Raw genomic sequence first — 12,050 nt, forward strand, 5'->3', positions numbered from 1 at the left:
CGATACTGGCGGGAACGGTAGCATATCTGGATAGTGCAACGGCCTCGCTGCCGGAGAGGTGTGGTTCAAGTCCCGCCCGTTCCTGCCCAACGTCGTTAAGTTGACATTAGCGAAGAACACTTACAGAACATCGGCAACGGTTCACGCCTTGTTCTGGATGATTCCCCGCCATGCTCACCAAGAAGCAGCACGAACTCCTGATGTTCATCCACGAACGGATTCAGGAGACCGGCGTCTCCCCGTCGTTCGATGAGATGAAGGAGGCGCTGGATCTGGCGTCCAAGTCGGGCATCCACCGCCTGATCACGGCGCTGGAAGAGCGGGGCTTCATCCGCCGCCTGGCCCACCGGGCCCGCGCGCTGGAGGTCACCCGCATGCCGGACGAGGCCACGCCGGTGCGCGGTCGCGGCGTCTTCCGCCCCGAGGTCGTCGACGGCGGCCGTCCGGTCGCCGTGACGCCCGCCAACGATACCCGCGAACTGCCTCTCCTGGGCAAGATCGCCGCCGGCACGCCCATCGCCGCCATCCAGCATGAGCGGGAGCGCTATCCGGTGCCGGAATCCATGCTCGGCTCGGGCGACCACTACATGCTCGAGATCGAGGGCGACTCGATGATCGAGGCCGGCATCCTGAACGGCGATCTGGTGGTCATCAAACGCGGCGACACCGCCAACTCCGGCGAGATCGTCGTGGCCCTGGTCGAGGGCGAGGAAGCCACGCTCAAGCGCCTGCGCAAGAAGGGCGGCTCCATCGCCCTGGAGCCCGCCAACCGCGCCTATGAGACCCGCATCTTCGGTCCCGACCAGGTCGAGGTCCAGGGCAAGCTGGTCGGCCTGATCCGCCGGTATCACTGAGGTTCTCCCTCAAACCCCGCTCCGTCATCCTCGGACTTGATCCGAGGATCAGCGGTCCAGCGCATTGTGCGTCCGGTTCGACGCGCGGACGGTGCGACACCCAGACTGTCGATTGTCCGGACAATCCGATCCTCGGATCAAGTCCGAGGATGACGGAACTTCAAAGGCTGCTCACCCCTCCGGCGCCTCCGGGTCGGCCACCCGCGTCCAGGGACGGTCGCCACGCACGTCCGAAGTCCAAGTCGCCCGCCAGCCGGTGGACCCGTCGCGCCACAGTTCGACCGCCCCGCCCCGCGCGAAATCCACGCCGTCCAGAACCAGCCGGTCATCGCATTCGCGCGGCAGGGCCGTTAGAACCGCCCGGCTGCTGACCACGGCGGCGGAACCGCAAAGGCCGGCCAGCGCCTCGGCCGACGGGGCCCGCCTCCCCCACCACAGGGCGACAGGGCTCGCCGATTCGACTCCGGGGGCACAGGAGAAGCGGGTACAGGTCCAGCCCTCGGCCGGGCGCGGCGTCATCTCCAACCCTCGCCGTCGTGACCAGAGTTCGACCGCGAACTCCCGGACGCCGGGCCGCACGACGACGGCCTGATCGCCCAGATGGAAGGCCGCGTTCGTTCCGCCGTCCCCGATCCACAGGTCGGGCGTCGGGGCCCGGGGCCAGACCAGCACCGCCGCCGCCAGCGGCAGGCCCAGCCAGCGCAGCCTCCCCTGCCACAGACAGACGATCAGGATGCCGATGAAGGCGATCGGCAAGACGTAGTCGGGCGCGCTCGCCACCGTCTTCACCGCGCCCGGCAACCCCGCCGTCCAGTGGCCGATGGCCAGCATCAGATCGATCCCCTTGCCCGCGATCCAGAGGAAGGGCGCACCCAGACCGACGGGCTCAAGCAGGGCTCCCAAGGCCAAGGCCGGCATCATGATGAAGTCCGCCACCGGCGAGGTCGCCAGATTCGCAACCAGCCCATAGACCGCCGTCCGGTTGAAATGCTGCATGGCGAACGGCCCTGTGGCGAGGCCCGCCACCAGACTGGCGGCGCAGGCGGCGACGATCCATCCGCCGAATCTCTGCACCGCGACGATAGGCAGGGGCGCTGAAATCTCGCGCGGCCGACGCGGCCAGACCTCGACCAAGGCCACCAGGGCGGCCGTGGCGGCGAAGGACATCTGGAATCCGGGCGTGACGATGGCCTCGGGCTGGAAGGCCAGCACGATCAGGGCCGCCACGGCCAGGGCGTGCATGGTGATCGCCTGTCGATCCAGCAGGATGGCGATGAAGGCGATGGAGGCCGTGATCGCCGCCCGCTCGGCCGGCGGCGGCGATCCCGAGATCACCAGATAGGTCCCGACCGCGATCAACCCGGCCCAGGCCGCGACCTTCTTGCCCGACACCCGCAGGGCCAGCCAGGGCCAGGCCGCCACGCCCAGCCGAACGGAAAAGAACACGAAACCGCCGACCACGGCCATGTGCAGCCCCGAGATCGACAGGATGTGGGCCAGTCCAGAATCCCGCATGGCGTCCAGATCCTCCTGCCCGATCCAGGTCTCATGACCCGTCACCATGGCGGCGGCCACGCCTCCGGTGCGGGGCCCCAAACGGGCGACGATCCTTTCGGCCAGAGCGAAGCGGACGGCGTTGATCTTCATCATCAGCCGCAATCCGGCGGGCGGCGGGTCAAGCACGGCCGGCCGCGTCTCGCCCAGCGCGAAAGCCACCCCGCCCATCCCGGCGAAGAAGGCGTTGCGGCCGAAATCATAGGCTCCGGGCGCGGCGGGCGGCGGCGGCGGGTTCAGGATGGCGAACAGCCGCACGGCCTCGCCCGGCCTCGGCGGCTCGCCCTTCACCGTGGCGCGAAGCCGGATCGGCGTATCCTCCGGCGGCAGGCCACGGACCCACACTGGCGCCACGACGATCCGGGCGCCGCGCTGCCCCGGGCTGTCCACGTCCACCACCCAGGCCTCCAGCACCGTCGGTTCCGCCATGGCCGGGGAGATGGGGGCGGCGACACGCTCGGTCCGCACCTTCGCGGCCGCCAGTCCTGCCGCCAGACAGGCGATGAGCATCAGCGGCAGGGTGACCCGCCGCCCCGCCCCCAGCCGTCGCCCGACGCCCCAGACTCCTGAAGCGAGAACCGCCGCGACCAGCAAGGGCCAAAGGGGAGGCTCGATCTTCAGGCTGAAATAGATCGCGCAACCGCCCCCGAAGGCGACGGGCGCCCACAGGCGCCAACGCAGCCCCTGACGGCCCGTCTCGGCCTTCAAGGACGCCCAAATCTGGACCAGGCCCTTCAAGTCGGGCCGATCTTCGGCCGCTGTCGCGTCAATTTTCGTGGTCACGCGACGGCCCCCTCCGGATCGCGATGAGGTTGTAGTAGCGCTGGAAAAGTCCGAAAATACAAGCTCGGACCCGCGTCACCCCTTCAGATCAGATGCGCGCGTGGGTTGGAATGCTCCGCTTTGCCCCCGACGATGGTCTCAGGCGCTTGGATGATGCGCCGCAACAGACTAAGTGGTTTTGCACAACGATAATGGGGCCCGGCGTCTCCCGGCACGGACCCCACCTTTGCGAAGGGGCTACAATGAGCGACGACGTCAAATCCGCGACCCTCACCCTCGGTGAAACCTCCATCGACCTGCCGGTCCTGTCCGGTTCGATCGGTCCGGACGTCATCGACATCCGCAAGCTGTACGGCGCGACCGACGCCTTCACCTTCGACCCCGGCTTCACCTCCACGGCGGCCTGCGAGAGCGCCATCACCTATATCGACGGCGACGCGGGCATCCTTCTGCACCGCGGCTATCCGATCGACCAGCTGGCCTCCCAGTCGAACTTCCTGGAGGTCTGCCACCTGCTGCTGCACGGCGAGTTGCCGACGGCCTCGGAGTATGCGGCCTTCGAGGAGACCGTCACGCGGCACACGATGCTGCACGCCCAGTTCGATCGCTTCTTCGAGGGCTTCCGCCGTAACGCCCACCCGATGTCGATCATGGTCGGCACCGTCGGCGCCCTGTCGGCCTTCTACCACGACAGCCTGGACATCCATGATCCGGTGCAGCGCAACATCTCGGCCATCCGCCTGATCGCCAAGATGCCGACGATCGCCGCCCGGGCCTACAAATACCACATCGGCCAGCCCTTCGTGTCGCCGCGCAACGACCTCAGCTACGCCGAGAACTTCCTGCGCATGTGCTTCGCGGTTCCGGCCGAGGACTACCACATCGACCCGGCTCTGGTGCGCGCCATGGACCGCATCTTCACCCTGCACGCCGACCACGAGCAGAACGCCTCGACCTCGACGGTCCGTCTGGCAGGTTCGTCGGGCGCCAATCCGTTCGCCTGCATCGCCGCCGGCATCGCCTGCCTGTGGGGCCCGTCGCACGGCGGGGCGAACGAAGAGGCCCTGACGATGCTCAAGGAAATCGGCACCCCGGACAAGATTCCGGAGTTCATCCAGGGCGTGAAGGACCGCAAATACAAGCTGATGGGCTTCGGCCACCGTGTGTACAAGAACTATGACCCGCGCGCGAAGGTCATGCAGGAAAGCGCCTATGAGGTGCTGGCCGCCACGGGCCGCGAGAACGATCCCCTGTTCCAGGTCGCCAAGGAGCTGGAGAAGGTCGCCCTGAACGACGAATACTTCACCTCGCGCAAGCTGTTCCCGAACGTCGACTTCTATTCGGGCATCACCCTGTCGGCGATGGGCTTCCCGACCTCGATGTTCACCGTCCTGTTCGCCCTGGCCCGCACCGTCGGCTGGATCGCCCAGTGGCAGGAAATGATCGGCGACCCCTCGCAGAAGATCGGCCGCCCGCGCCAGCTCTACACGGGCCCGACGCAACGCGACTACACCCCCATCAGCCAGCGCGGCTGATCGGCTTCGATCTCAAGAATGCAAAACGCCGGGGTTTCGCCCCGGCGTTTCTGTTTGGCTCAGGCGACGCCGAGAACCTTCAGCACCGCATCCGCCGCCAGCTCCGACGGATCGGCCGGACCGCGTCCCATCTTCTCCAGCGCCGCCGTCTGGCGCTCCGACTGGTTCGCACGGGCGGCGGGATCGGACAGGAGGCGCCCGACCTCGGCCGCGACCTTTTCGGGGGTGGCGTCCGTCTGGATCAGCTCGCGGGCGATCTCCTGATCAGCGGCGTGGTTGAACAGGGTGGCGAACCTGCCCGTGAAGAAGGGCTTCATGATCGCGTAGGACAGGGGCTGGAAGCGGTAGCCGATGACCATGGGCGCGCCCGCGATGGCCAGTTCGGTCGAGACCGTGCCGCTGGTGGCCAAGGCCACGGTCGCCGCCTTCATCGCCGCATACTTGTCGGCCTCGGTCACCAGATGCACACGGAACGGCCAGGCGGCGACGCGGGCCGCCACATCGTCGGCCACGGTTCCGGCCAGGACGACCGCGACCTCCAGCTTGGGATCCGCCGCCTTCAGCCGCCGAACCGCCCCCTCATAGACCGGGGTCATCAGCCGGATTTCGGACGGCCGGCTGCCCGGCAGGACCAGCAGCAGGTCGGCGTCGGATGCGATGCCCCGCGACGCCCGGAAAGCTGCGGCATCGGCGCGCGACATGTCCGTGTGCAGGGCCTGCGATCCCACCACGGTCGTGGCCAGCCCCTCCCTCTCGAACCAGGGCGCGTCGAAGGCATAGAGGGCCAGCAGGTGATCCACCGACGCCGCCAGGGTCTTCGCGCGGCCAGGACGCGACGCCCAGACCTGTGGCCCGACGTATTTGATCAGCTTCACATCCGGCAGGACCGCGCGGATCGCCTTGGCTACCCGGATGGTGAAACCCCAGCTGTCGATCAGCACTACGGCGTCCGGTCGTTCGCGCTGCGCCAAGGCCACGGTGTCCGCCACACGCCGCTTGACCAACCCGTACGCTTTAAGTCCCTCGATCCAGCCGAGGATGGAAAGTTCGGCGATGTCGAAAGGACTGACGACACCCTCGGCCGCCATCTTCGGCCCGCCGACGCCGACGAAGGTCACGGTGTCACCCAATCGTTTCCGCAGCGCCTGAGCCAAACCGGCGCCGAGCGCGTCGCCCGAAGCCTCGGCCGCGACCAGCATGATCTTCAACGGCCGGCTCACGCCTCACCCCAGACGAACAGGCCCAGCCGGTCGGCCGTGGCGATGAGCTCGGCCCGGTCGATCAGGATCAGCCGCCCGGCGAACCCGCCGACGCCCGCCAGACCGGCGGTAGCGGCCAGTTCCAGCGTGCGCGGGCCGATCACGGGCATGTCGACGCGAAGGTCCTGGATGGGCTTGGGCGCCTTGCCCAGCGCGCCCTTCAAATGGCCCGCGCGGCCCCGCAGGTCCTGAGACAGGCCCGCAACCCGGTGCAGCATGGCGTCCGTGCCCTCCTGCGCCTCGACCGCGAGGACCAGACCGTCGCAGACCACGGCGCCCTGCCCGACATCCAGTTCGCCCGACTTTTCCGCCACATGCAGCGCCTTCCTCAGGTCCGCCATCTGATCGGGGGTCGGCTGGACAACGCCCAGAGCCCCGGCCGGAAGCGTCTCTCCGCCCAGAATGTCGTCGGCGCCTTCGACCGCGAAGCCCTCAGCCTCGAACACCGACAGGATCTTGCGCAGCAGGGCGTCGTCTCCCTGACTGGCGGCCTTGACGATTCCAGGCAACAGGGTCGCGCCCTTGAAATCGGGCTTCAGCGTCTTGAAGTCGGGCCGGCTGACGTTCCCCGCCAGACAAACCACGCGGCACCCGGCTGCCTTCATGGCCTTCAGGATCGCGCCGATCTGGGCCATGCCGAAGTCGTCGCCGGGCCAGCGCGCCAGCCGGTGATCGGCGAACCCGTCCAGCCGCACGACATAGAGCTCACGCCCCTCGGCCTCGCAGCGTTCGGCCACCGAGATCGGCAGGTCGCCCCCGCCGGCGATCAGGGCCAGTTTGGGCGCTGTCATTCGCCGGGCAGGCAAAGCGGACGTTTGCCGTCCTCGCGGATGAAGGCGATGATCTCCATGATCTCGGGCAGGTCGGCATAGTCGCCCGCCACCGCCTCGACCCGCTCGGCGAAGGTCCCCGCCCCCTCGAACAGGTCCCGATAGGCGGCCAGCAGGCGGCGCACCGCGTCCTTGCCATAGCCTTTGCGCTTCAGCCCGATCAGGTTGAGCCCGTGCAGCCGCGCATGGTTGCCCCAGGCCGAGCCATAGGGAATGACGTCGCGCGTCACGGCCGCCAGACCGCCGACGATGGCGCCCTGCCCCACCCGGCCGTTCTGGTGCACGGCGCACAGGCCGCCGAGGAAGACCTTGTCGCCGATCCGCGCATGGCCGCCCAGAGTGGCGTTATTGGCCATAACGACATTGTTCCCGACCACGGCGTCATGGCCGACGTGGGCGCCGGTCATGAACAGGTTGTTGGAGCCGACACGGGTGACGCCAGCGCCCTGAGGCGTGCCCCGGTTGAAGGTGCAGTGCTCGCGAATGGAGTTGTCCGATCCAATTTCCAGCCGGACAGGCTCGCCTTTGTACCCGTTGTGCTGGGGATCACCGCCGATCACGGCGAAGGGGTGGATGACCGTGCGCTCCCCGACCGTCGTGTCCTGCTGGACCACCACATGGCTGACCAGCATGACCCCGGCCTTGAGCTCCACGCTAGGCCCGACCGTGCTCCAGGGGCCCACGATCACGTCGTCGGCCAGGACGGCGGACGGATCAACGATGGCGCTGGGGTGGATCGAGGCCATCAGCTGACCGGCGAATCGACGGTGACGACCATGGCCGCGAACTCGGCCTCGGCGGCCAGCTTGTCGTCGATGAAGGTCTCGCCCCGGAACTTGAAGATGTCGCCCCGCTGGCGGGTCACCACCACCTTCATCTTCAACTGATCCCCGGGCCGGGCGGGCTTCCTGAACCGGACGCCGTCGATCGACATGAACATGATGACCTTGCCCTCGACCGCGACGTCCAGGCTCTTGGACATGAGCAAGGCGCCGGTCTGGGCCTTGGCCTCGACGATCAGGACGACCGGCATGTCCGGATCAATCGGGAAATGACCCGGGAAAAAGGGCTCGTTGTGGGTGACGTTCTTGACGCCCGTGATCGAGGTCGAGGCGATGAAGTCCTCGGCCTTGTCGACAAGCAGGAAGGGATAGCGGTGCGGCAGGCGCCGCATGACCTCGGCGTAGTCGATTGTCTCGCCGGTCACCGCACCAGCCGTCTCAGTGTCGCTCATGGGCCTTCGCCTTGTCTCCGGCGCCTATGATTGCGCCTTTCGGGTCACCTGTTTGGCGAGCCAGACCGCTTCGCGCAAGGACTGACGGATGGGCTTGGCCGGATAGCCGGACCAGGTCTCGCCCGCCGGAATGTCGGCCAGGACGCCGCCGCCGGCCGCGACGCGTGCGCCCGTGCCGATGGTGATGTGGTCGCCGACCCCGGCGCGGCCGCCGAACATGACATTGTCGCCCGTGGTCACCGAGCCCGAGATGCCGGTGTGGGCCGCCATCAGGTTGTTTCGGCCGATGACGCAGTTGTGGCCGATCATGACCAGATTATCGATCTTGGTGTTCTCGCCGATGACCGTGTCGTCATAGGCGCCCCGGTCGATGCAGGTGTTGGCGCCGACGGTGACGCCGTCCTGCAGGATCACCCGGCCGAGCTGGGGAATATCCACAGCGCCCACGCTCGAGCCCGCCGCGCCGAAGCCGGCCTCGCCGATCCGCGCGCCCGCATAGACCTTCACCCGGTCGCCGATCAGGGCGAAGCCGATCGTGACGTTCGAGCCGATCTCGCAATCCCGGCCGATCTGGACGCCCGGCCCGATGACGGTGTTGGCGCCGATGCGCGTTCCGCGACCGATCCTGGCGCCGAGGCCGACCACGACCCCGGGCTCCAGAACGACGCTGGCGTCCTCGCAGGCGTTTGCCCGTGTCTCGGCTTCGTCCAGCCGACGCGCGGCATGCAGGGCGATGGAGGCGCGCGCCCAGGCGGCCTGAGCCTCTTTCGACGTGATGACAGCGCTACCGGCCGGGACCTGCTCGGCCGCAGACGGGGGCACGATCACGCATCCGGCGCCGGTCACGGCCAGGGCGGCGACGAACTTGCGATCCGAAAGGAATGAAACGGCCTGCCCATCCGCAGACCCGAGAGGCGCGACATGGACGATCATCCGATCCCCGCCGCGCAACACCTCGCCGCCGACCCGCGCCGCGAGGTCCGCGACGGAGATCGGCGAGAGGGTTTCGAAGAACCGGGCGTCCGGCGTCGCCATGCGCCCGATCTCCGGTCTTACTGGGCCGCCGGCGCCTGAACCGGAACCGGCATGCGGTTGAAGGTCAGGGTCGGCAGGGCGGCGTTCAGGCGCTCGATCGCCAGAGGCGTCACGTCCATGGCCGGGTTCATCATGAAGACGCTCTCACGGTCCAGCATGATGCCGCAGCCGCGTTCCTGATAGATGGTGATGAGCAGGGGCTCGAGCGCCTGGGCGATCCGCTCGCGCTGGGCGGCGAGGGTGTAGCGCAGCTCGGCGGTGCGGGTCTGTTCCAGCTGCTGGGCTTCCTGTGCGCGCTGCTGCAGGGCCGTGCGGCGCGATTGCAGATCAGCGGCAGGGATGGTCGAAGCGCCGGCCTGCAAGGCCTGGGCTTCGGTCTGGATGGTGGTGGCGTAGGGCTGAAGCTCGCCGTCCACCTCGGTCGCCAGCTGCTGCATGCGGGCCTGGACGGCCTGGCCGGCGGCCGACTGGGCCAGAACCTGCTGGTTGAAGAAGACGCAGACGCCGGGGATCACCGGGCCCGGATTGGCCGGCGCCTGGGCGGTTTGGGCGTTGGCGGCGGTGGCCGCGAGCGAAGCCAGCGCAACGGCGCCGATGACGAACGATTTCATATCAAGCCTTCAGACGGTCCGGAGGGACCAAGGGGGTTGGACGTTAGAACTGGGTCGAGGTCGAGAAGCGGAAGGTTTCGGTCTTGTCGTAGTCTTCCTTGGCCAGAACCTGGGACAGATCGAAACGGATCGGCCCCATCGGCGACTTCCAGTGGATGCTGACGCCGGCGGCGGCCCGCAGGGACATGTCGGCGACGATGTTGTTGTCGATGACGCCGGTCGAGGTGATCTTGTAGCGATCATCCAGCACGCCCAGGGTGCCGACGTCGGCGAACAGGGAGCTCTTGATGCCATATTGCTCCGGCAGGAAGTTCGGCAGGGTCAGCTCCAGGCTGCCGACCGCATAGAAATTGCCGCCCAGGGCGTCGCTGGTCAGCAGGTCGCGTGGACCCATACCGGCCGTCTCGAACCCGCGGAAGCTGTTGCCGCCCTTGAAGAAGCGGTCGTTGATGCGAACCGCATCCCCGCGCCAGCCGCTGACATAGCCGGTCGAGGCCTGCAGGCTGACGATCCACTCCGGACGAATGCCGTAGTAGACCGTCGCGTCCGCCTCGGTCTTCACATAGTTCACGTCGCCGCCGATGCCCGCGAAGTCCTGACGGAAGGTGCCCACCCAGCCACGCGTGGCCCGGATCGGGTCGTTGCGACGGTCGATCGCCAGGGTGTAGCCCACGGACGAGTTCAGCGACGCCCCGACCTGTTCGCACAGCGCCCTCGAGCCCGAGCCGCCGCTGCTGCAATAGCCGAACGGGACGATGATCTCGTCGTCCTTGATGAAGTAGCGGGTGCTGAGACGGGTGTAGCCGTTGATCGGATAGGACAGACGCAGGCCCGCCCCGGTCGAGCGGTAGTCGAACGACGACTCTTCCTGGAAGTCATAGCGCGAGTGGAACAGGTCGAAGCCCGCCCCCAGATCGCGGCCCAGGAAGCGCGGTTCGGTGAAGCGGAAGTCGATGTTCTGACGCAGTGAGCCCCACTCGGCGCGCGCCACCACGTTCTGGCCGCGACCCCGGAAGTTCCGTTCGGTGATGCCCAGGTTGACGACGAAGGCGTCGACCGAGCTGAACCCGGCGCCGACCGACAGTTCGCCCGTCGGCTGTTCCGTCAGGGTGACGTTGACGACCGACCGGTCGGGCGCGGAACCGCGCGTCTCATCGACGGTGACGTCCTTGAAGAAGCCCAGGGCGCGCAGGTTGTTGCGCGAGCGCTCCAGCAGCGCGCGGTTGAACGCGTCGCCCTCGGTCACCATCAGTTCGCGACGGATGACCGAGTCCAGGGTGCGCGTGTTGCCGACGACATTGATGCGGTCGATGTAGACCCGCTGTCCTTCGCTGACGTTGAAGGTGACATCGACGGTGTCGGTTTCGGGATTGGCCTTGTAGCTGGGCTTGATGTCGACGAACGCATAGCCGGCCGAACCCGCCGCGAAGGTCAGGGCGTCCACCGAGCTTTCGATCTTGTCGCTCTCGTAGAGTTGGCCCGACTTGATCGGGATCAGCAGCTCGAGGAAGTCCGCGTTCAGACGACTGTTCTGGGTGACGACCTTGATCTCGCCGAAGTTGTAGCGATCGCCCTCGTCGACCGTCATGGTCAGACCGAAGGCGCTGTCGTCGGGCTTCAGCTCGGCCACGGCCGAGATGATGCGGAAATCGTAGTAGCCGCGGTTCGTGTAGAACTTGCGCAGCTGCTGCTGGTCATAGTCCAGCCGGTTCGGGTCGTAGTTGTCGTTGGAACTGAACAGCCGCCACCACTGCGACTGCTTCGTCACCATGACTTCGCGGAGATCCGAGTCCGAGAAGGCGCGATTGCCGAGGAAGGTGATCGCCTGCAGGCCGGTCTCAGGGCCCTCGTCGATCTCGAAGATCACATCGACGCGGTTCTGATCGAGTTGCACCAGCTTGGGCGTGACGGTCGCGGAGATACGGCCCGACAGACGGTAGAGCTCGATGATCTTGCCGACGTCTTCCTGCACCTTGGCGCGGGTGTAGATGCCGCGCGGGGCCAGGGTGACCTCGTCGGTCAGCTTCTTCAGGCTGAGGGCGCTGTTCCCCTCGAACACCACCTGGTTGATGATCGGGTTCTCGACGATGGTGATGACCAGGTCGCCGTTGGGTTGCAGGCCCATCTGCACGTCCGCGAACAGCTGCGTACGCGTCAGGGTGCGCAGGGCCACATCCAGCAGGGCGGCGTCGACCGTGTCGCCGGGCTGGATCGGCAGGTAGGACAGGACCGTCGTCTGGTCGATGCGCTGGTTGCCGCGCACCAGGATGCGATTGACGACGCCGCTGTCGGGCTGCGCCGCAGCGGGAGCCGGCTGAGCGGGGGCGGCCGGGGCGCCCTGCAGCGGGGCCGGCT

General features: G+C 67.5%; 10 protein-coding genes and 1 tRNA gene. 3 read left to right on the forward strand and 8 right to left on the reverse strand.

The window, feature by feature from the left end; translation table 11 throughout:
• Positions 1–11: 11 nt before the first annotated feature.
• Positions 12–84 (forward strand) — tRNA-OTHER (locus ACT6QK_RS02510).
• Between the two features lie 86 nt (positions 85–170).
• Positions 171–854: a transcriptional repressor LexA gene (lexA, locus tag ACT6QK_RS02515; RefSeq protein WP_444596234.1), complete on the forward strand. Its 684-nt coding sequence runs from the start codon at positions 171–173 to the stop codon at positions 852–854.
• Positions 855–1,025: 171 nt separating this feature from the next.
• On the opposite strand, the gene ACT6QK_RS02520 is transcribed toward lexA, so the two are convergent.
• Entirely contained in the window at positions 1,026–3,191 is a 2,166-nt protein-coding gene (locus tag ACT6QK_RS02520; protein WP_444596235.1) for a ComEC/Rec2 family competence protein, read from the reverse strand.
• 242 nt (positions 3,192–3,433) lie between these two features.
• Here ACT6QK_RS02520 and gltA point away from each other — a divergent pair, with 242 nt between their 5' ends.
• Complete coding sequence (gene gltA, locus ACT6QK_RS02525; protein ID WP_444596236.1) at positions 3,434–4,726, forward strand: citrate synthase; 1,293 nt, start codon at positions 3,434–3,436, stop codon at positions 4,724–4,726.
• A 59-nt stretch (positions 4,727–4,785) separates the two neighbouring features.
• On the opposite strand, the gene lpxB is transcribed toward gltA, so the two are convergent.
• From lpxB to bamA, 7 genes are all read right to left on the reverse strand, one after another.
• Positions 4,786–5,946, reverse strand: coding sequence for a lipid-A-disaccharide synthase (gene lpxB / locus ACT6QK_RS02530; protein ID WP_444596237.1), 1,161 nt, complete (start codon positions 5,944–5,946; stop codon positions 4,786–4,788).
• Complete coding sequence (gene lpxI / locus ACT6QK_RS02535; RefSeq protein WP_444596238.1) at positions 5,943–6,776, reverse strand: UDP-2,3-diacylglucosamine diphosphatase; 834 nt, start codon at positions 6,774–6,776, stop codon at positions 5,943–5,945. The genes lpxB and lpxI overlap by 4 nt, the downstream gene beginning before the upstream one ends.
• Entirely contained in the window at positions 6,773–7,561 is a 789-nt protein-coding gene (gene lpxA, locus ACT6QK_RS02540) for an acyl-ACP--UDP-N-acetylglucosamine O-acyltransferase (protein WP_444596239.1), read from the reverse strand. Before lpxA ends, lpxI begins: the two co-directional genes overlap by 4 nt.
• The gene (gene fabZ / locus ACT6QK_RS02545; protein WP_444596240.1) at positions 7,561–8,049 is read right to left on the reverse strand and encodes a 3-hydroxyacyl-ACP dehydratase FabZ; all 489 of its coding nucleotides are present in this window, start codon (positions 8,047–8,049) and stop codon (positions 7,561–7,563) included. The genes lpxA and fabZ overlap by 1 nt, the downstream gene beginning before the upstream one ends.
• Before the next feature lie 24 nt (positions 8,050–8,073).
• Entirely contained in the window at positions 8,074–9,084 is a 1,011-nt protein-coding gene (lpxD, locus tag ACT6QK_RS02550; RefSeq protein ID WP_444596241.1) for a UDP-3-O-(3-hydroxymyristoyl)glucosamine N-acyltransferase, read from the reverse strand.
• Between the two features lie 17 nt (positions 9,085–9,101).
• Positions 9,102–9,695 carry an OmpH family outer membrane protein gene (locus ACT6QK_RS02555; protein ID WP_444596242.1) on the reverse strand — a complete coding sequence of 198 codons (594 nt, stop codon included), beginning with the start codon at positions 9,693–9,695 and terminating at the stop codon, positions 9,102–9,104.
• A 43-nt stretch (positions 9,696–9,738) separates the two neighbouring features.
• Positions 9,739–12,050 (reverse strand): outer membrane protein assembly factor BamA (gene bamA, locus ACT6QK_RS02560; RefSeq protein ID WP_444596243.1); only part of this gene is annotated, 2,312 nt, incomplete at its 5' end.

The organism is Brevundimonas sp. (assembly GCF_052436175.1).
Taxonomy (GTDB): Bacteria; Pseudomonadota; Alphaproteobacteria; order Caulobacterales; family Caulobacteraceae; genus Brevundimonas.

Bases quoted from the DNA above. Each gene is read 5' to 3' on its own strand.
- ACT6QK_RS02555 (WP_444596242.1), bottom strand. From the start codon at position 9,695: ATGAAATCGTTCGTCATCGGCGCCGTTGCGCTGGCTTCGCTCGCGGCC.
- lpxI (WP_444596238.1), bottom strand. From the start codon at position 6,776: ATGACAGCGCCCAAACTGGCCCTGATCGCCGGCGGGGGCGACCTGCCG.
- gltA (WP_444596236.1), top strand. From the start codon at position 3,434: ATGAGCGACGACGTCAAATCCGCGACCCTCACCCTCGGTGAAACCTCC.
- lexA (WP_444596234.1), top strand. From the start codon at position 171: ATGCTCACCAAGAAGCAGCACGAACTCCTGATGTTCATCCACGAACGG.
- fabZ (WP_444596240.1), bottom strand. From the start codon at position 8,049: ATGAGCGACACTGAGACGGCTGGTGCGGTGACCGGCGAGACAATCGAC.
- lpxD (WP_444596241.1), bottom strand. From the start codon at position 9,084: ATGGCGACGCCGGACGCCCGGTTCTTCGAAACCCTCTCGCCGATCTCC.
- lpxA (WP_444596239.1), bottom strand. From the start codon at position 7,561: ATGGCCTCGATCCACCCCAGCGCCATCGTTGATCCGTCCGCCGTCCTG.